This is a genomic window from Xenorhabdus santafensis (assembly GCF_033949405.1).
GTDB classification, from domain to species: domain Bacteria; phylum Pseudomonadota; class Gammaproteobacteria; order Enterobacterales; family Enterobacteriaceae; genus Xenorhabdus; species Xenorhabdus santafensis.
Window position 1 is genome coordinate 64,187 of record NZ_VCDN01000057.1, and the last position, 22,165, is coordinate 86,351.

Here is a 22,165-nt window from a genome sequence, read left to right on the forward strand (position 1 = left end):
TTAATTAATTATCTCCATTTAACAGGGCACGCAGCTCATCTTCGGACAAGTCTTCCAATTCCTTTTGCAGCAACTCGATATCTTCTTGCGCGAAAAAGGTCTCAATTTGCCTTGATGCAATAAGTTCAGCGAGTTCAGAAAGCGTTGAATGGGCAAAAATGTCCTGAATAGATACTTCAAGGTGGAATTCATCACGCAGTCTTGCCATTAATTGAATAATTGACAGAGAGTTGCCACCCAAATCAAAGAAGCTGTCATAACGGCCTACCTGTTCTAATTTCAACAAAGTCTGGAGAATGACGGCTATTTGTTGCTCTATCACTCCTTCAGGAGCCGCGTATTCATGGCTGGCAATCGCGGTACGATCAGGAGCAGGCAGAGCCTTGCGATCTACTTTTCCACTGGCAGTCAATGGGAATGCATCCAGCATGACAAAGGCGTTGGGCATCATGTAACCCGCCAGGTGGTTACTGAGCTGTTCACGCAGATCGTTGACATCCAATGTGGTGCCGGGTTGCGGAATGACATAGGCGACCAACCGCTTATCCCCGTCATCTTCCTCACGGGCAACAACCAGCGCTTCCCGGACACTGGTACAAGCCAGCAATTGTGCTTCGATTTCTCCCAGCTCAATGCGGAAGCCACGGATCTTGACCTGAAAATCATTGCGTCCCAAATATTCAATCGTGCCGTCAGGCAGCCAGCACCCGAGGTCTCCGGTTTTATACATGCGCGCATTGGGTTGTGTGCTGAACGGATCAGCAATAAATTTCTCCGCCGTTAAATCAGGACGATTCAGGTAACCCCGGGCAACACCGAACCCGGCAATGTGGATCTCTCCACTCACGCCGAGAGGAACGGGAAGACCGTGGGTATCCAGAATATAGATCTGGGTATTGACGTTCGGGTAGCCAATCGGGATCGCACTGGTGATCGGGGATGAATAGTTATTCAAAACCAGATTGGTGGCGATCACTGTCGTTTCAGTCGGGCCATAGGAGTTGATCCAACCACAGGATTGGGTTTCTGGCAGAGACAGCCAATCCTGCAAATGATGAAGTTCCGCTTTTTCCCCACCGACGATGATTTTCGTTAAGTATGGGCTGAAGCCCGTGCGGTTTGCTTTCACCTCCTGAACCCAGTGGTGCCAGAAAGCTGTCGGCAAATCGATGATGGTTATTTTTTGCTGAATCAGATAATCAACGAATGTCTGATCCGGTACACGGATATGCGCCGGACGGAGCACCAATGTTGCCCCTGCGGCCAATGTTGGGAAAATGTCAGACACTGACGTATCAAATGCCACGGTCGCAAATTGCAGGATGCGATCCCCCGGTTGAGGGTGGCTTACCTGATGCTGGACATGGATAAAGTTCACCACATTACGGTGTTCAATCATGACCCCTTTCGGTTGTCCGGTAGAGCCTGATGTGTAAATGATATAGGCCAGATGATGGGCTCCAAGCCCCAACTGCTCAGGCTCAGGATTGTGTTCCGGTTGCTGCGCCACCTGTCCGCGGAATATGTCATCATCCAATAACCAAACAGGAATATTTTCTGATGGCAGGCGCTCCTGTATGTGATGCTGGGTCAGCAACAATACCGGCTGACTGTCTGATAATTGGTAAGCCAGACGATCACTCGGATATTCCGGATCAAGCGGAACATAGTTTGCTCCGGCCTTGAGGATGCCAAACATGGCGATGATCATATCCGTGCTGCGTTCAACGCACAGCGCAACATGGTTGTCAGGGCGTATACCAAAGGCAATCAGGCTGTGTGCCAATTGGTTGGCGCGGCGATTCAGTTCGGCATAGCTCAGTTCAGTATCACCGGATACCAGCGCAGTCATATCAGGTGTCCGGGAGACTTGTTGTTCGAACATCTGGTGAATCAGCATATCCTGAGGATAATCCAGCCCGGTATCGTTAAAGTCTTGCAATAACTGGGTGCGTTCGGCCTGTGGCAGGATATCCATCGTATCGAACGACTGTTCCGGCGCATGTTGCAGAGCCGCAACAATCTCTTTCAGTGCGATTTCCATGTACGCATTCAGGCGTGCCGGATTGATTTGTTGATAGCACTGGACAACCAGTGAGAACCCGTCGGTCAGAGAATCCACGTCCAGTGACAGTGGATAGTTGCTGCGCTCTTCACCGCCGATGACCCGTATGCCTTCCCAAGCCTGCAAGGTAGACTGTGTGTTGTCATCCGGACTATGACGGAAATTGAGCAGGCTGCTGAATAACGGCATTGGTGCCTGAATGCCACTGCAACGCTGGGCAACGGCGAGAGGAGCCTGTTCGTGGTTCAACAATTCAGTGAGTTGCTGATTGGTTTCCTGTACCACTTGCAATACATTGCGGGCCTGTAGCTGAACACGGACAGGCAGAGTGTTGATGAACATACCCAGAGCCTGCGATGCTCCGGCCCCGCCTTGCAAGCGACCAAGCAGAACCGTGCCGAATACCACATCATCCCGCCCACTGCATCGTGCCAGTACCTGCGCCCATGCCACATGGAACAGTACCGCGACACTCATGCCCTGCTGACGTGCACAATCACGCAGATTGTTTGCCAGTTCACTGTCAAGGGTGAGGATATCTTCTGCAATTTCCTTGTGCTGAATTTCATCCTGATTACTGTTTTGCACTTCATGCAACCCAAACGGCAGCGTAGGCTCGTCCACATCTCCCAACAGTTGCTGGAAATAAGCCTGATGCACTTCCGGCGCTATACTGCGGGTTTGAGCGATGAAATTGCGGTAAGGCTGTGGGGCAGGCAAGCTGTCATCTTCTCCCAACAGCAGTGTTTTCACTTCATTGGAAATGAGCTCCAGCGACAGGTGATCGCAAACCAGATGGTGATTCAGCAGGGAGAGCAGCCAGTGTCCTGATTCATGATCTTGGGCAATATGGGCCGCCAGTAATGGTGCCTGAGTAAGATCCATCCGCATCGCGCGCGAGTCGGTCAGTCGGGAGAGCTGCGCTTCGGCGCTTTCTTCCACGGACAGCGTGTGCTCAATGACCGGCAATGATGCATGACGATGGACGATTTGCACCGGTAGAGCCAGCCCTTGCCAGTAAGCTGAAGTCCGTAGGATATCGTGGCGGTTGATGACTTGCTGCAAAGCAGTCAGGAAGGCATCAAGGCGCTCGCGGCTATCAAATACAAACTGGGTGCGCAGAAGGTAAGTATCACCTAGGGTTTCCAGTAAATAGTGGTACAGAATGCCTTCCTGCAATGGGGCAAGCGGGTAAATATCCTGAATATTGGCCGCGCCACCCGGTATTGCTGCGGTAACGAGGTCAATCTCATTTTGTGGCAGAGAGACTAAAGGCAACATATCCGGCGTGATGGCAGTACAGCCGTCAGGAATAAGATTGGGCGGTGCAATGAAGTCATCCGTGCTGTCCGGGCTGATTGATATCGCTTTTGCCATTTCTGCCAACACCGGAGTAGAAAACACAGTGCGGATATCGATAGACCACCCTTGGTTGCGCAATCTTTCCAACAGACTGACTATCATCAGCGAGTGACCACCCAGCTCAAAGAAATGGTCATGGCGGCCGACTTGTTCCAAGCCCAACAATGCCTGCCAGACTTCCGCGAGTACTCTTTCCTGTTCATTGACCGGCGCTTCATAACTGCGCATCGCTATTGCTGTCTGATCGGGCGCAGGCAGGGCCTGACGGTTAAGTTTGCCGTTAGGCATCAACGGGAAGACATCCAGCATCACAAAAGCGCTGGGCAGCATGTACTCGGTAAGATGCTGGCTGAGTTCTTGGCGCAGGCTTGCTGGTTCCAGTTCAATGCCGTCTTCTGCTATCAGATAGGCGACCAGACGTTTTTGGCCCGGTTCATCTTCACGGGCAAGAACGACGGCGTCACGCACACCATGACATTCCACCAGACGGGATTCAATTTCGCCCAACTCGATGCGGAAGCCACGCAATTTAACCTGAAAATCGTTGCGGGCAATGTATTCAATATTACCGTCAGGCAGCCAGCGGGCGAGATCGCCGGTTTTATACATGCGTGCTTCTTGGTTGTCAGAGAACGGATCAGCAAGAAAACGCTCATCAGTGAGATCCGGACGGTTGAGATAACCCCGGGCAACACCATCCCCTGAGATATACATTTCACCCGTAACCCCGAGAGGAACAGGCTGGCTTTGCGGATCCAGAATATAAATCTGGGTATTGCCAATCGGGCGGCCAATCGGAATTTTCCCGCTGTTGCTTCGGGTTAACGGAACTTCATAGATAGTGGCATAGGTTGTTGTTTCCGTCGGGCCGTATGCCTGCAACAGAGCTTTCGGTGGATAATTTGTTCTCAGGCTCATGACAGGGCGTGGATCGGCTTGCTCACCACCAAAAATAACATAACGCAAACCTGATAGCGCCGGGGCGAGCAGGCTGGCGTACTGATTGAACAGGGAAGTCGTGAGGAATAAGGCACTGACTCCCTCGGATGATAAACGCTGGCCGAAAGCCGCCGTTTCCAGCAAGGCTTTTTCCGGAAGCAACAGCAGACGGGCCCCGTGAACCAGACTGACCCAAACTTCCCAAGTGGCTGCATCGAATGAAATATTGGAGCTATGAGCCACACAATCATCAGGGCCAATATCAGCAAAGCCGCTATTGATAATGAGACGAAGCACATTTCGGTGCTCAATCATGACCCCTTTGGGTTTTCCGGTTGAACCTGAAGTGTAGATAATATAGGCCATATGGCGTGAAGTCAGCCCCAGGGCCTGCGAGTCCGGATTGTGGGTCGGCTGGCTTTCCATCAGTGCTTCACAGTCATCCAGCACCAAGATAGGCATGTTGGTGGCCGATACAGCTTCACCAGTTACAGGCTGTGTGGATGGGAGCGCGTTAACGAGGGTCTCAACCCAAGCGGTTTGAGTCAGTAAAACAACCGGAGCCGCATCGCCAAGCATATAGGCCAGACGTTCAGCCGGGTAAGTAGGATCGATGGGCACATAAGCCCCCCCCGCCTTGAGAATAGCCAGTAACCCGACCACCATTTCCGGGCTGCGTTCAGCACTAATGGCTACGCGATCATCAGGACGAACACCCAAGGCAATCAGGTGATGGGCCAGACGGTTGGCGCGCTGGTTCAGCTCCCCATAGCTCATTGTCTGATTTTCATAAATGAGCGAGGTTGCATCAGGGTGCTGTGCTGCGTATGCCTCGAACAATTGATGGATCAAGGCATCCCGTGGGAAATCCGCTTGAGTGGCATTGAAATCAAACAACACTTGTTGCCGTTCTGAGGCCGACAGGATTGGCAGATTTGCCACGGTTTTATCGGCATCGTGAACCATCGCTGCCAGTACATTACGCAAATAACCTGCCATGCGCTCAACCGTTGCATGCTCAAACAGATCTGAGGCATATTCCAGTGTCCCGTGGAGTCCAGCCATACTTTCAGACAGCGACAAGGTCAGATCAAAATGGGCGCTGCGATAGTTCTGCTCGACTACTGAGACGGACAAACCGGGCAGTTCAATGTCCTGAACGGGAGTGTTGTCCAGCGCCAGCATGACCTGAAAGATTGGGCTGTAACTTAAGCTGCGCTCAGGTTGCAGCGTTTCCACCAATTGTTCAAAAGGCAGATCTTGATGTGCGTAGGCAGCCAGTGCTTGCTCACGGACATGTGCGAGCAATTCAGCCACGGTCTGGCCATGTTCCGGCTTAACCCGCAGAGGCAGCGTATTGACGAAGAACCCAATCAAATCTGAAAATTCATTCCGTGGGCGGTTAGCGACAGGCGTACCAATGACAATATCTTCCTGACCACTGATCCGGGCAAGCACGATCCCCCAAGCAGCCAGTAGGGTCATAAATAACGTAGTTCCTTCACGTTGGCAGAGTGCCTTGAGCGAAACCAATAAATCCGCATCCAGACTGACTGCAACTTGCCCGCCTGCGTAACTTTGTACCGCAGGGCGCGGGTAGTCAGTAGGCAGTGTCAGCAATGCAGGAGCATCCTGAAGCTGGTTCACCCAGAAATTACGTTGTGACTCCAAGACATCGCCCTGCAACCATCCACGTTGCCATACCGCGTAGTCAGCATATTGAATGGGCAAAGGCGGCAGGGGATCGCCTTGTCCTGCAAGGGCAGAACGGTAAATTTCCCCAAGTTCACGGATCAGTACCCCGACTGACCAGCCATCGGAAATAATGTGATGCTGGGTGAGGATCAACGTATGTTCATCATCCGCCAATTGCAGCAACTGACCGCGGATCAGTGGCCCGTTGATGAAATCAAATGGGCTATTCATGTCCTGTTCAATCAATTCAGTAAGTTGGTGTTGCTGAGTTACCGCATCCAATGAACGGAAATCTTGGTAAGTCAGGGCAAAACCGGTATCCGCTGCATCGATTTGCTGGGAAGGCTGTTCATCGACCAGAACAAAACGCGTGCGCAGGCTCTCTTGTCGGGCAACAAGGCGATTGAGCGTGGCGGTGAAGGCCGTGTGGTCGAGCTGTCCCTTGAGGCTGAGAACCGCAGGGATATGGTAGGCCAGGCTGGCTGCCGGTTCGAGTTGGGCAAGGAACCACAAGCGTTGCTGGGCGAAAGAGAGCGGCAATGGTTGATTGCGATCTGCAACCGGAATGAACGTTTGCGTAGCCACTGAGGCGTTATTGAGCGCAGTGGCTAAATCTGCCAGAACTGGATGGGCAAAGAGTTGTTGCAAAGGCAGCTCCAGCCCCAGTTTCTGGCGCACAGATGCAGCAAACTGAACAGCAAGCAAGGAGTGCCCGCCTAACTCAAAGAAATGGTCAGAGCGACCGACTTTTTCCAATCCCAACAGGGTTTGCCAAATCTCGGCCAAGGTGATTTCCATGTCACCGATCGGGGCTTCATAATCACGTGTCACCGCGGCTGACTGATCCGGTTCCGGCAGGGCATTGCGATCAATTTTGCCGTTGGGAGTCAGGGGGAAAGCACCAAGCGTGACAAAAGCACTGGGGATCATGTAATCCGCAAGATGTTGGGTCAGTTGTTGACGCAACGTTGCTGGCGTCAGTTCAGCACCGGTTTTGGGGATCACATAAGCAACGAGGCGTTTTTCCCCCGGTGTTTGTTGTTGCAGCAGATCGGCATGCAAACCCATCTCACGGGCAACGACGATTGCTTCTTGAACGCCGTGGCACTGAACCAGTCTGGCTTCGATTTCACCAAGCTCGATGCGGAAGCCTCGGATTTTGACCTGAAAATCATTGCGGCCCAGATATTCAATCGTGCCATTTGGCAGCCGGCATCCCAGATCGCCGGTTTTATACATGCGGGCATTGGGCTGGTTGCTGAATGGGTCGGCAACAAATTTCTCGGCTGTCATTTCAGGCCGGTTCAGGTAACCCCGTGCAATACCGGCGCCGCCAATGTGAATTTCACCGCATACACCAAGAGGAACAGGCTGGCCATGTGCATCCAGAATATAAATGGCGGTATTGGGCAGAGGGTAGCCAATCGGGATATTGTTTTTCGGGGCAATGAGTTCAATATTCAGGGGCGCATCGCTGTTTTGTGCACGATGGTTCAGGGACAATGCATCCAAGGACAACGTTGTCGCAATAACGGTGGCTTCGGTTGGCCCATAGGAATTGACCCAGCGGCAGGCGCGTGTTTCCGGGCTGGACAGCCAATTCATTAAATGGCGGTATTCTGCTTTTTCGCCGCCGACAATAATCGTGTGCAGATAGGGGCTGAACCCACTGCGACCCGCCATCATTTCCTGTACCCAGTGGTGCCAGAAAGCGGTTGGCATATCCATGATGGTGATTTGCTGATCGCGCAAGAACGAGACAAATTCCATGTCAGGTATTCTGATATGGGGTGGACGCAGAACCAGCGTAGCGCCGGATGCCAGCGTCGGGAAAATATCAGACACTGACGTATCAAATGCCACGGTCGCAAATTGCAGGATACGATCACCGGGTTGGGGTTCGCTGGTCTGGTGCTGGGCGTGGATAAAATTCACCACATTGCGGTGTTCCAGCATAACGCCTTTCGGTTGCCCGGTTGAGCCGGACGTATAAATAATATAAGCCAGATGGTGTGGCAGCAGCCCCATTTGCTGGGCATCAGGGTTATGGGTTGGTTGCTGTGCCATTGCAATGCGATGGTCGTCATCATCCAGCAGCAAGAACGGCGTATTTTGCCCCGGCAAACGATCTTGCAAGTGCCGTTGGGTCAACAATAATGCGGGTTTGCTGTCGGATAATTGATAGGCCAGACGTTCGGCAGGATATTCCGGATCAAGGGGAACATAACCCGCACCCGCCTTGAGGATAGCGTACATGCCGATGATCATTTCCAGACTGCGGTCAACACAGATGGCAACCCGGTCATCAGGGCGTATTCCTGACACAATCAGGTAGTTTGCCAGTTGGTTGGCATGGCGATTCAGCTCCGCATAACTCATCTGGCTTTCGCCGAATATCAGCGCAGTCGCATCCGGCGTGCGCTCCGCTTGCTGCTCGAACAGTTGGTGAATCAACACATTTTGCTGATAGCTCAGCGCCGTGTCGTTGAATTCCACCAATAATTGTTCGCGTTGTTGCGGTTGCAATAACGGCAGATTTTCCACAGGCAGAGAATCATCCTCGACCATAGCTGCCAGCAAGGTTTGCAGATATCCGGCAAAGCGCTCAACAGTGGCATGTTCAAACAGATCGCTGGCATATTCCAACTCGCCAACCAAACCATTATCCGTATCAGTCATGGAGAGTGACAGATCGAAGTGAGTACTCTGGCGGGTTGATGGCAGCTCATCCAGCATTAAATCAGCCAGTTCAAGAGATTGCTGTACCGGCGTGTTGTCCAGGGCCAGCATAACCTGAAAAATTGGGCTGTGGCTCAGGCTGCGCGGTGGTTTCAGTGCTTCAACCAGTTGTTCAAATGGTAAGTCCTGATGGACATAGGCGGCCTGTGCATGTGTTTTTACCTGTGCCAGTAATGTCGCAACCGTAGGATTGCCTTCTAATTTAACCCTCATTGCCAGCGTGTTGGCAAAGAAACCGATCAGGGGTTCCAGCTCACTGTGCTGACGGTTGGCAACCGGCGCGCCAATGACAATATCTTGTTGACCACTGATGCGGGAAAGCAAGATTGACCACGCTGCCATCAATGTCATAAACAGCGTGGAACTATGGCGCTGACTCAGTGCCTTTAATCCTTGGCTCAACTCAGGGGAAAGTGTGAATGCCACTTGATCCCCGCGATAACTCTGTACTTCGGGACGCACTTTATCGGTAGGCAGCTCAAGCAGGGCAGGAGCTCCCTGCAAGGCATCACGCCAGAAATTCACCTGTTTTTCCAGTGATTCACCCTGCAACCATTGCCGTTGCCAGAGGGCATAATCAGCGTATTGCACTTTCAGTGCAGGCAGGGGATCTGCTTGTCCCTGATTGAACGCCTGATAAATGGCAGTCAGCTCATACATGAGGATATTCAGTGACCAGCCATCTGAAATCATATGATGCTGGGTCAATAACATCACATGTTCATCGTCAGAAAGTTTCAATAATTGACCACGAATCAAAGGATCCAAGGCGAAATCAAAAGGCTGGTTACTCTCATATTGCGCGGTTTCATCAATGGCCGCCTGCTTTTCTGCCTCATTTAACTGGCTGAGATCTTTGATGGTTAAATCAAAGCCACGGTCAGCTTCAGCAATGATTTGCTGGGCTACGCCATCGACCACTTTGATTGTGGTGCGCAGAATTTCATGGCGGGCAATAATTCTGTCCAGCGTGGCTTGCAGGGCGCTTTGATTGAGTTTGCCCTTTAAGCGCAAACCGCCGGAAATGTGGTATGCCGTTTGGGCGGCTGAATCCAGCTGCGCCAAGAACCACAGGCGTTGTTGTGGCCAAGAGAGCGGAAGCACTTGTTGCCGGCTGGCAGGCAATATCACCGGTTGTTCCGGGAGATCTTCTGCATGGCCGACAGCAGCTTGCGCTTGTACCGTCAGGGATTGAGCACTCAGCGACTGTGCCAAGTCCGACAATATGGGATGTGTGAATAAACTTTGCAAATCAACTTTGATATTGAGAGCCTGACGCACGCGGGAAGCCATCTGTACGGTCAGCAAAGAGTGCCCGCCCAGCTCAAAGAAATTGTCATGGCGCCCCACTTGTTCCAGCCCCAGCAGGGATTGCCATACTTCCGCCAGTTTTTGCTCTATTTCACCTTGGGGAGCTTCATATTCACGGCTGGCAATGGCACTGCGATCGGGTTCAGGCAGCGCCTTGCGGTCTATCTTGCCACTGCCGGTTAATGGGAACTCTTCCAGCATAACAAATGCGCTGGGGATCATATGCTCCATCAGATAAGTGCTCAATTGTTCACGCAAATGAGCCGGAGACAGAACAGTACCGGGTTGCGGGATCAGGTAGGCTACCAAACGTTTGTCACCGCCTGTTTCCTCACGGGCAACGACCACCACATCCTTGACGCCTTCACAAGCCGCCAGCTGTGTTTCGATTTCCCCCAACTCGATGCGGAACCCACGAATTTTGACCTGAAAATCATTGCGTCCCAAATATTCAATCGTGCCGTTGGGCAGCCAGCGCCCCAAATCCCCACTCTTATACATGCGGGAATTGGCTTTTTCTCTGAATGGATCAGAAACAAAACGCTCCGCAGTCAGTTCTTCTCTGTTCAAATATCCTCTGGCAACACTGTCACCACCGATGTGAATTTCTCCACTGACACCAATGGGAACCAGTTGCCCCAGTGTATCCAGAATATAAATGGGAGAATTGGTATTCGGATAGCCAATTGGAATGGAACCGTTGAGAGAATCGAACGCCTTGTCATCCAAAATCAGGTTGGTTGCGGTCACTGTCGTTTCAGTCGGGCCATAGGTGTTGATCCAAGTGCAATTTTGGGTAACAGGCAACGACTGCCAATCCGCCAAATGACGATATTCCGCTTTTTCACCACCGACAATAATGATGCGCAGGTGAAGGCTGAACCCCACGCGACCCGCTTTCATTTCCTGAACCCACTGGTGCCAGAATGCGGTTGGCAAATCGATGATGGTGATTTTTTGTTGTTCCAAGAAGTGGATAAATTCCGCATCCGGTACGCGGATGTGCGCAGGGCGCAGAACAAGTGTTGCCCCCGCAGAGAGTGTCGGGAAAATATCAGACACTGATGTATCAAATGCCATAGTGGCAAATTGCAGAATGCGATCTTCTGGCTGGGGATGGCTTATCTGATAATGAGAATGGATGAAATTGACCACGTTGCGGTGTTCGAGCATCACTCCTTTAGGCAGGCCAGTTGAGCCAGAGGTGTAGATGATATAGGCCAGATGGTGTGTTTGCAGCCCCAACAGGCTGGCATCAGGATTGTGTATGGGTTGCTGCGCCAGAACTTTCTGGTGACTGTCGCCATCAAGCAGCCAAACCGGAACGTCTGTTTCCGGCAATTGAGCCTGCAAATGTTGCTGGGTCAGCATTAACGCCGGTTTACTGTCTGACAGTTGATAAGCCAGTCGCTCGGCGGGGTATTCGGGATCGCATGGAACATATCCGGCCCCGGCCTTGAGAATGCCTAACATGCCAATAATCATATCCAGACTGCGATCAACACACAGGGCAATGCGATCGTCAGGGCGGATGCCAAAAGCAATCAAACTGTGGGCCAGTTGGTTGGCCCGTTGGTTCAATTCCGCATAACTCAGTTGAGAATCTTGATACACCAGAGCGACCGCATCAGGTTGTGATTCAGCCTGCTGTTCAAATAGCTGGTGGATTAATGAGTCCTGTGAGTGCGTCAGGGCAGAGTTGTTAAAATCGACCAATAATTGCTTGCGTTGTTGAGGCTCCATCAGCGGCAATTCGGCCACTGATTGCGTATCATCCGCCACCATTGCAGCCAGCAGGGTATACAGATGACTGACCATGCGCTCAATAGTGGCGTGGTCGAACAGATCACTGGCGTACTCCAGATCACCGGTTAAGCCATTTTCAGTCTCGTCCAAGGTTAATGTCAGGTCGAAGTAAGAGCTTTCCCTGATTAACGGGCGTTCTTCCAGAGTCAGCCCCGGCAGTGCAAAATGCCGCTGCCCCGGTGTATTGTTCGTTGCCAGCATGACCTGAAAAACCGGGCTGTGGCTCAGGCTGCGTGAAGGTTGCAGCGTTTCGACCAATTGTTCAAAGGGCAGATCCTGATGGGCATAGGCATTGAGCGCCTGCTGCTTCACTTGTGCCAAAAGTTCACTGACCGTAGGGTTATCGTGCAGTTGCACCCGCAATGCCAATGTATTGACAAAGAAACCGATTAAAGAAGCAAGCGCCGGTTGCTGGCGATTGGCGACCGGAGTACCAATCACAATATCGTCTTGACCACTGAGGCGGGATAACAGGGTGGCCCATCCGGCCAGCAGAGTCATGAATAAAGTGGTGCCGTGGCGTTGGCTGAGATCTTTCAAACCGGCTTGCAACTGGGCTGGCAGAGCCAAATCTATGCGTCCCCCGGCATAGCTCTGTTTGGCCGGACGTGGCCTGTCAGTCGGTAATTCCAGCAGGGCAGGGGCACCCTGCAAAGTATCACGCCAGAAATTGATCTGTTTTTCCAGCGTTTCTCCTTGCAGCCATTTTTTCTGCCAAACAACATAATCCGCGTACTGGATAGTCAGGGGAGGCAAGGGATCGGGCTGCCCTTGGCTGAACGCGTGATAAAGCGTAGACAATTCTTGCATCAGTACAGCGACTGACCAGCCATCAGAAATAATGTGATGCTGGGTCAGCAGCAGAATATGTTTATCTTCCGCAAGTTTCAGTAACCTTCCCCGCAACAGGGGGCCATTGGCAAAATCGAAAGGTTGATTCGCCTCAAGATAAGCGGTTTCTTCAATGGCCGCTTGCTGTTCTTCTGACGATAACTGGCTGAAATCTTCTATTGTCAGGGAAAAACCACAATCTGCGTCACCAACGATTTGCTGTGCTTCATCTTCTACCATAACGATAGTCGTACGCAGGATTTCATGGCGTGCGACAACTCTATCCAACGCCGCCTGTAAGGCGGCCAAATTCAGTTTGCCTGTCAGTTCCAAACCTGCGGACATATGGTATGCCGTCTGTGCGGCTGGATCCAATTGGGCAAGGAACCACAGGCGTTGCTGTGCCCATGACAGCGGTACGCCACTATCCTGTTCCCGCGGCGTAATTTCTGTTTTTTGAGTCGTCTGGCGGGTCAGTTTTGCTGATTTGGCTAACTCAAGTAGTCTTCTGCGTTCAGTTAATGGTAGAGATGAAAGCTCGTTATTGTTCATTTTATTGATCACCATTTAAAACAAAAAAGTAAAAACTAACTATTTGATTTATAAATATCTTGCAGAGACTCTGAATCAAATTGCTGCAATAGAGAGTCAATAATGCATTCTTCAAGCTGGCAGAGGGTTGGATGTGAAAACAGTTGATGAATTGAGAGTTCGACATCAAAGGTTTCTTGGATCTGAGCCTGTAACTGTAAAATCAGCAGCGAATGGCCGCCAAGTTCGAAGAAATTGTCATAACGGCTGATCCGATCCAGGCCCAACAATGATTGCCAGATAGCGGCCAGTTGTTCTTCTGTCTCGCTTTCCGGGGCTGCATATTCTTGGGTGGACATCGAAGCATGATCGGGAGCCGGCAACGCTTTACGGTCGAGTTTGCCGTTCGGGGAGAGAGGGAAGGCATCCATCATCACAAAGGCACTTGGTATCATGTAATCAGCAAGATGCTTGCTTAACTGCTCACGCAACTGGGAGATACTCAGTGTGCAACCCGGATTGGGAATAAGGTAAGCGACCAACCGTTTATCTCCCGCTTCACTTTCCCGCGCAACAACAACCGCTTCGCGCACATCTGTGCATTCAGCCAGACGAGTTTCAATTTCACCCAATTCAATGCGCAACCCGCGGATCTTGACCTGAAAATCATTGCGCCCCAGATAGGCAATACTGCCATTCGGCAACCAGCGCCCCAGATCGCCGGTTTTGTACAGGCGGGCTTGTGAGTCGGTACTGAAGGGATCGGCAATAAAACGCTCTGCGGTCAGTTCGGGCAGATTCAGATAACCACGGGCAACTCCGACCCCACCGATGTGAATTTCACCGGCAATTCCTACAGGGACTGGCTGCCCGAGAGCATCGAGAATATAAATTTGAATATTGGAAATCGGGTAGCCAATCGGCACCTGCCCGACATAGCTGTCAGGAACGCATTGCCAAGCAGTAACATCAATGGCGGCTTCGGTTGGCCCATATAAATTATGTAACTCACTGTGAGGCAATTGAGCCAGACACTGCTGTTGCAAGGCATAGGGAAGCGCTTCGCCGCTGCATAAAATTTGCCGCAGGGAACGACAACGGTCGGCGGGAACATAATGAAGAAAACTTTGCAGCATGGAAGGAACAAAATGCAGTGTAGTAATGCCACGGCTTTCGATTTCTTCCAGCAAATAATCCGGCTCTTTGTGCCCGCCGGGACGAGCCATCACCAATTGCGCGCCAAACATCAGGGGCAGGAAAAATTCCCAGACGGATACATCAAAACTGAATGGTGTTTTTTGCAGCACCTTATCTTGTGGGGTTAATTGATAAGTATCCTGTGCCCAGAGCAGGCGATTCACGACGCCACGGTGTTCATTCATCACCCCTTTCGGAAGGCCCGTAGAGCCGGAAGTATAGAGCACGTAGGCCAAATGGCGGGATGTTAGCCCTAAATGAGCGGCATCCAGATTATCACCAGATAGATGATTCAGACTGGCCTGAACCGTTGGGGTATCCAGAATCCAGACAGGAATGTCGGTCGCGGGTAATTTTTCCTGCAAACCGTGGTGTGTCAATACGATTACAGGCTCACTGTCTGACAGGATATAGGCAAGTCTGTCGGTCGGGTATTCTGGATCAAGCGGCACATACGCAGCACCGGCCTTTAAAGTGCCGAGCAGGCAAATAACCATATCCAAACTGCGTTCCATGCAAATTGCGACCCGGTCATCTGGGTGAACCCCAGCATCAATGAGGGCGCGGGCGAGCTGGTTGGCCCGTTGGTTCAACTCCCGGTAACTGAGCTGTTCATCACCGCAAAGCAGGGCCGTTGCCGCAGGATTGCGCTCAACTTGTTGCTCGATAAATTGGTGGATCAGCGCGTGTTGCGGGAAAGGTTTGTCAGTGTCGTTGAAATCATGGAGGACTTGCCGGCGTGCCTGTTCATCCATTAAAGGCAAACGATTAACTGACTGGTGCTCATCATTTGTCATCGCTTCCAGCAGATTCAGGAAATTCTGCATTAGCTGGCTGATGAACTCATCATCAAATACGGCGGTATCGTAATAAAAGGAATAACGGATCTGCTCATTGGCTTCCAACACATTGATAGTCAATGGAACAGGAATATCGGCATAATGAGGATAAGGGAAAGGCCGCAGTTCAGCGCTGCCCCATTTTATGGTTACCGAGTCATCCTCTGCCATCCAAAGGGCAGGTAAATCGTCAATATATCTGGCTTTCTGGAAAATAATGGCGTTCTGGAAAACCGGGGGCACTTCAGCGTTGCGCTGTAACTGTAGTTGTTCCAGCACTCTGGAGAACGGGTATTTTTGATTCTCAATACCTTGCCGAATAGTTTTTGTTGCCTGTGAGATATGTTCCTGTACCGACATCTCGCCATCGATTTGGCTGCGCAAAGCGACCGGATTGATAAACTCGCCGACCAGTTTGCCCCAGCGGGCACGGCCGCGTCCCGGCATAATAGAGCCGATAATAACGTCATCCTGCTCGGTATAGCGGTTGAGAAGAACCTGATAGGCAGCCAAGAAAATGGCAAACAGACTGTTGTCATATTTGGGGGCTAAATCCCGCAGCTTATTCACCAGAGAAGAAGGGATTTTTTTATATAAAGAAACCTTCCCGCGGACAGCGGAAGTCCCATTTTTAGAAGGCCACTGCGATACCGCTAAATTACCCGCCAACGCATTTTGCCAGAACTGTTGTTGTTTTTTGGCGCCGGCACTTTTTAACCATTTTTGTTGCCATTCTACATAGTCGTGATAGCTGTTTTCAGGCACTGGTTCCAGAGAATGCCCAGAGAGCAGTGCACCAAGCTCATCCAATAATATCCAGTAAGACCAGCCATCGACAGCCAGGTGATCAAATGTCACCATCATCACACTTTCATGCTGACTGCATTGATACCAACTGGCATAAACCCGCAATGGATGTGATAAATCAAAAGAATGCCAGCAATCATCCTGAACTTGTTTCTGGAGTGCTTCTTCGCTGAGATGTTGAGCATCGTGTATCGTAAGTGTGATTTTGCAATTGTCTGCAATGCAGTAGCCCAGTTCACCGTTATATATCCCAAAACTTGCCCGCAACATCGGGTGCCTTTGCAACAATACATTGAGTGCATTTTCTAATTGCTCGGCGGCTAAATCTTTAATGCGGGCACAAAATGCACTATTATTTTGACCGCGTTTATCAGGATCAATTTGATATTGAAACCAGCGGCTGCTTTGCGCTTCCGATAAAGGGAATGATTTCAATTGGTCAGGGTAATTCATTCTATAGCTCCCTTTTTATGGGTACATTAAAAATAAAAACATGAGAACTGATAAAACAAAAAATCACACTTGAGCTGAAACGAATGAAAAGCTAACGCCCTGAAATAGACTTGCATCTATTCCCGTTAGTAAATTTTCTATTTGTAAAGGCTCTGTTAGAAAAAATATCTATATTCGTCTCTATGAACACATCCAGAGTCAGTGAAATAAAAATAGCTGACCATTCTCATAAAAAAGAACAGTCTGATTTTCAATAAAACACTCGATTCCTTCTTATGCCTGAAAAAATCAAATTCTTCAGCTATTAGATAATTTTACATTAAATTTTTTTATTGCACATTTCTAATAATGCTTTTCTAACGTATCTAATTTTATTATAGGTTCTGCATGCTAAATTTTATTATGTGTAATGATTTTTATTCATTTAATAATTTGAAACTCATTGGATGCATAAAGCTAATAAGAGCCTAAGTTATTAGGCTCTTTGTGATGAGATTCATATTTATTAAATGGCTTAATGAATTTTATTATTTATTTCTTTGATATTGCCGTCTTCCAATTTAATGACACGGTCGGCGACATCAAAGTAAGCATCATCATGACTGATCACTATGACAGTTTTACCTTTGGATTTTAATTCAGGCAGCAACTCTGTGTAGAACAGGCGCTTGAATACGGGGTCTTGGTCGGCTGCCCATTCATCAAACAGATAAACAGGACGGTCTTCCAAATAAGCGGAAACCAATGCCAGCCGTTTCCGCTGACCTGCGGAAAGGTTGGTCGTAGAGAAACCACCATCAACAATTTTTACTTTATGCCCCATATTGAGAGCTTCAATATAGTGCGTTGCTTTTTCGGTAACATCTTTGTCGCTGGTGAGCAGTTGTTCAAAGAGATGGTAATCAGAAAAAACAGCAGAAAAATATTGGCGATAGTATTCGTTATTCGCTGACGTGACAGGAACACCATTGAGAAAAACAGAGCCTGATTCCTGTTCAAACAAACCCACAAGCAACATTGCAAGCGTTGTTTTACCGCTGCCGTTACCCCCGACAATAAAAACAATTTCGCCTTGCGATATTTTCAGGCTCAGCGGGCCGAGTGCGAACTGGCGATCTTCTCTATCGGTCGTGTAATGATGGACGACATTGCTCAGTTCAAGAGTGACGGGCTGGTTATTATTGAATGGGCAGGGGCCTTCAATCCGGTTGGACATTGCTTCTTCCAGTTCACTGTCGAGGCGGCGCATTTTATTCAATGAAACTTCAGCTTCTCTCAGCTCCGGAATGGCACCGATGACCTCAGATATAGGGCCAGACAGGAAAAGAACAAGCAACGAAACCGTGAAAAGTGTTGATGGTTCTTGAGGCAGCCAAATAGGAACAACAAAGACGATGATGCCAATGAGGATATAGAATGTGACAGAGCTGGCATTCAGAACCCATGCATAACTCGAATTCGCTTTAACGCAGATTTTTTGGAAAGTTTTAGCCGCTGGTGAGATAACTTTTTCAATAAAAAGATTGCCTTTTTGCTTATTTAGTTGCAGTTCCTTGCTGCCATCAATCAGGCTTTGGAAATTCAGGTAGATTTTATCTACTTGATCACGCATCAGCGTCATCAGGCGCAATGGGTATTTTTCCCATAAATAGAATAAGTACATTAAAGTCAGGCTGAGTGCAGCTAGAATGACAAGCAACTGCCAGGATAACCAGGCTAAATAACTAAAGCAGGCCAATATCAGTGTGATATTCCCAAAAACACTGGGAGCCAACATAAAAGAGTGTACGAATACATCAACGTCTTTGGTTAAGACCGCCAATAATCCATGTCGCCCAAGTTTATGTAGTTTTTTGAGTGGGGCACGTAAAATTTTATTACTCAAACTCAAGCGCAATGAAAAAATGGTGGCTTGGGCTAAATGAGATAATGTAATTTCTGATACGGTTTTTGTAATAAAAAAAAGAAAACAGATGCCAAAAAAGGTCCACAGAAATCCTGTCAGATTTATTGTCTCTGTAACGCCTTGGCTGATCATGCCAACTATCGCAGCACCGGCAAATCCACTAATTAATGCGCTTATTGTCGATACAAGCAGTAATACCCAAGATTGGCGATATAAATAAGCTATTAGAGTCATAAAAAACAAGCCATTGTCGAAGGTTATAATTAATATGAAAATTCATATATCTCTCTACACAATTCACTATAGTTGTTTTTTTCTTATGAAACTGCAAGAGTGATTTATATCATGGTGATATTAATAAATATTATTGTGATAAAAATTCATCAGGTAATGTAAAAGGGAATTTTAATTAATTTCGGTGAGCAACTTAGTGGCGTAATATTTTTTAATAAGCCATGTTATTTGTTAAAAATATAAAGTTAATATAAGAAGTTTATTCCTGTGTATTTATTATGTGAATGTCAGAAATTTGAATGATCGAAATAAATACATCATCAATATATAATTGAAGTAGCCAATATAAATTTTATCAATAAATCATCAAAGAATTTCCTGACAATCGTTTCACTTGCTGTTGGGTGTTCCATCTATCGCAGGGAAAATATCACCGGGAAAATTTTGCAGAGCAGGTGCACCTTGCCGGAAGAGGGTCTTCAACGCGCTTTTATGTGAACAACCTGCTTTTCACTTACGCTTCATTTACAGTGCGATAAGGACTTGCCAGAGAAAACAAGAAAAACTGCCTGAAAACCAAATGCTTTTGCAACAAGATTTAGGCGTTTTCATAAATTATAAAAGTAAAATAATTTACTTAACCATTTGATTTTTAATTATATTGTTGTCATATAGAGCTAAAGTTGCTAATTGCAAATATAATTTTTATAAGATGGGTATAAATTACAGTCATAATCATGAATAATTATTGAACAATATTTGCCCGCTTTCATTACCTTCAATTCTGTACTCATATTTGTTTATTTTTTTATGCATAAATAATGCATAAATTGAAAATAAAGCGAATTTTTTAAATTGTGAAAAACATCATAAAGTAAATCTATTGTGATTTTATTGTATTGACATTGTTAAATGCCACGGAGATTATGAGATTAAATACTAATCAAAAAGGATAAGAAAGATATTACGAAAATGTCATTGAGAGCGGGAAAGTTAACTTTTAAAACATGTGGTTTTAAAGACATATGTTTTTAAATTTATACTCTTAAAAAATGGAACTGTTTTTAAATATTGGAAACAGCAATAGATAATTTAAATGAATCTATTAATTAAGAATTACATTCAATGATATATAAGTTTATTTTTCTTTTTCCTCCTATTATTTGAGGATAAACAAATGCCAAACATGATCCAAAGAAGTTGGTTTGACCAGTATATGGTTCCTTGTTTTTCACCAGCAAAATTTATCCCGGTCAAGGCAAAAGGCTCGCGTGTATGGGATCAGGAAGGTAAGGAATACGTTGATTTTGCAGGTGGGATCGCCGTTAATTCATTAGGTCATGCCAATGATGAATTAAAGAATGCATTACGTCAGCAAATGGAAAATATCTGGCATATCGGTAATGGTTACACGAATGAGCCTGTTTTAAAATTAGCAAAATCGCTGGTTGAGAATACATTCGCTGATAAGGTTTTCTTCTGTAACTCCGGGGCTGAGGCGAATGAAGCGGCATTAAAAATTGCCAGAAAATACGCATTAGATAAATATGGCAGTCAGAAGAACGAAATTATTTCATTTGAAAACTCCTTCCACGGTCGGACATTATTTACAGTGACTGTCGGTGGCCAGCCAAAATATTCTCAGGACTTTGCTCCACTGCCACAAGAAATTAGCCACCTTCCGTTCAATGATATTGACGCTATCAAATCTCACATCTCTGATAAAACCTGTGCGGTGATTGTTGAACCCATTATTGGTGAAGGAGGAGTTATCCCGGCTGATCCTGCGTTTTTGAAAGCATTGAGGGAATTGTGTGACCAGCATCAAGCTGTATTGATTTTTGATGAAATCCAGACCGGCATCGGAAGAACCGGCTATTTGTATGCCTATGAAGAAACGGGCGTAAACCCCGATATTCTGACCAGCGCGAAAGGTCTTGGCGGCGGTTTTCCGGTCGGCGTCATGCTAACCACAAATGATATTGCTGATGCTTTCCAGCCGGGTACCCATGGCACAACCTTCGGCGGTAATCCACTGGCAGCAGCCGTCGCCAATAAAGTCGTTGAACTGGTGAATCAACCGGAATTCCTGGCAGGAGTAAAAGAGCGCCATCAAGACTTTATCCGCCGTATGACTGAACTCAACCAACGCTATCAGGTATTCAGTGAAATACGCGGCAAAGGGTTGCTGCTGGGCGCGGAGCTACTTGAAAAATACCAAGGCAAGGCAAAAACACTGACGAATCTCGCTGCGGAAGAGGGATTGATTGCCCTGATAGCAGGCCCGAATGTGTTGCGTTTTGCGCCGGCATTAAACATCGGGCAACAAGATATCGATGACGGCTTCATTCGCTTGGAAAGCGCCCTTAAGCGATTTGTGCAGGAATAAAGCTGATTTGAGGTGATATCATGATGCTATTTAGATCCGTTCAATATGAAGATTTAGGCGATATCCTTAATCTTTCGTCCCGTGCTGGTGTTGGCCTGACGACGTTACCAAATAATCAGGAAGTTCTGGCAGCACGGATTTCACGCAGCATTGATTCTTTCAACGATGCCAAGGGACGAGCACAACAAGGGTTTTTGTTTACTCTGGAAGACACGGAAAAGCATCGTGTTGTTGGTGTCAGTGCACTGGAAGTTGCGGTCGGGCTGGAAGAACCTTTCTACAATTTTCGTGTGCACAAATCAGTGCGTGCCTCCCGTGAGTTGGGGGTGTATAACTCGTTTGAAACGCTGATTGTCGGGCAAGATTTTACCGGAAGCAGTGAACTGTGTACGTTGTTCCTTGATCCCGATTACCACGGAGGGCGCAATGGCATCTTCCTTTCCAGAAGTCGTTTTTTGTTTATTTCCGCGTTCAGGCACCTGTTCCCGAAATCTATTTTTGCGGAAATGCGCGGTGTCGTGGATAAACAGGGTGAATCCCCATTCTGGAACTCCCTTGGGCAACATTTTTTCAATGTTCCTTTCTCTGAAGCTGATTATTTGACTGGTATCGGTTCCAAAACATTTATTGCCGAACTGATGCCATTTCATCCCATTTACGTCCCTTTGTTGTCAGAGGAAGCCCGTCAGTCTATCGGGCAGGTGCATGAAAAGACGATACCCGCCCGCATTATTCTGGAAAAAGAAGGGTTCGCCTATCACGATGCCGTCGATATTTTTGATGCCGGCGCCATTCTGGATGCAGAAATAGACAATGTACGCACTGTTAAAGCCAGCCGGCTTGCGCAAGTCAAAAAGAGCACAAATGTTTCCCGCACCCAAGAAGGTGTCGAATGCATCGTTTCTAACCTGCATTTTCAGGAATTTAAAGCGCTCCTTCTGAATATTCCAGAACCTCTGGAAAGTGATGAACTCCGGCTTACTCCCGAAGAGATGGAAGCACTTCAGGTGAATGATGGCGATTCGGTGCGATTTGCCCCTCTGTTCTCTTAATCGTTTCAC

5 protein-coding genes are annotated in these 22,165 nt (G+C 48.2%); 2 read left to right on the top strand and 3 right to left on the bottom strand.

Features of this window, described 5'->3' with window-relative positions; all coding sequences use genetic code 11:
* Positions 1-4 precede the first annotated feature (4 nt).
* The 3 genes from FE392_RS14205 to FE392_RS14215 form a co-directional block, all read right to left on the bottom strand.
* Positions 5-13,300, bottom strand: coding sequence for a non-ribosomal peptide synthetase (locus tag FE392_RS14205; RefSeq protein WP_319930872.1), 13,296 nt, complete (start codon positions 13,298-13,300; stop codon positions 5-7).
* A gap of 35 nt (positions 13,301-13,335) precedes the next feature.
* The gene (locus FE392_RS14210; RefSeq protein ID WP_319930873.1) at positions 13,336-16,575 is read right to left on the bottom strand and encodes a non-ribosomal peptide synthetase; all 3,240 of its coding nucleotides are present in this window, start codon (positions 16,573-16,575) and stop codon (positions 13,336-13,338) included.
* Between the two features lie 514 nt (positions 16,576-17,089).
* Positions 17,090-18,715, bottom strand: coding sequence for a cyclic peptide export ABC transporter (locus tag FE392_RS14215; protein ID WP_319930874.1), 1,626 nt, complete (start codon positions 18,713-18,715; stop codon positions 17,090-17,092).
* A 1,177-nt stretch (positions 18,716-19,892) separates the two neighbouring features.
* On the opposite strand from FE392_RS14215, the gene FE392_RS14220 reads away from it, so the two are divergent.
* Together FE392_RS14220 and astA are read left to right on the top strand one after the other, a co-directional pair.
* Positions 19,893-21,104 (top strand): aspartate aminotransferase family protein, encoded by a 1,212-nt coding sequence (locus FE392_RS14220; RefSeq protein WP_319930875.1) that lies wholly within the window; start codon positions 19,893-19,895, stop codon positions 21,102-21,104.
* A gap of 20 nt (positions 21,105-21,124) precedes the next feature.
* Positions 21,125-22,156 carry an arginine N-succinyltransferase gene (gene astA, locus FE392_RS14225; protein WP_319930876.1) on the top strand — a complete coding sequence of 344 codons (1,032 nt, stop codon included), beginning with the start codon at positions 21,125-21,127 and terminating at the stop codon, positions 22,154-22,156.
* The last annotated feature ends 9 nt before the right edge of the window (positions 22,157-22,165 follow it).

What these genes read in the sequence shown, in the direction of transcription:
- FE392_RS14205 (WP_319930872.1), bottom strand. Translation starts at nt 13,300, where the DNA reads ATGAACAATAACGAGCTTTCATCTCTACCATTAACTGAACGCAGAAGA.
- FE392_RS14215 (WP_319930874.1), bottom strand. Translation starts at nt 18,715, where the DNA reads ATGACTCTAATAGCTTATTTATATCGCCAATCTTGGGTATTACTGCTT.
- FE392_RS14210 (WP_319930873.1), bottom strand. Translation starts at nt 16,575, where the DNA reads ATGAATTACCCTGACCAATTGAAATCATTCCCTTTATCGGAAGCGCAA.
- FE392_RS14220 (WP_319930875.1), top strand. Translation starts at nt 19,893, where the DNA reads ATGCCAAACATGATCCAAAGAAGTTGGTTTGACCAGTATATGGTTCCT.
- astA (WP_319930876.1), top strand. Translation starts at nt 21,125, where the DNA reads ATGATGCTATTTAGATCCGTTCAATATGAAGATTTAGGCGATATCCTT.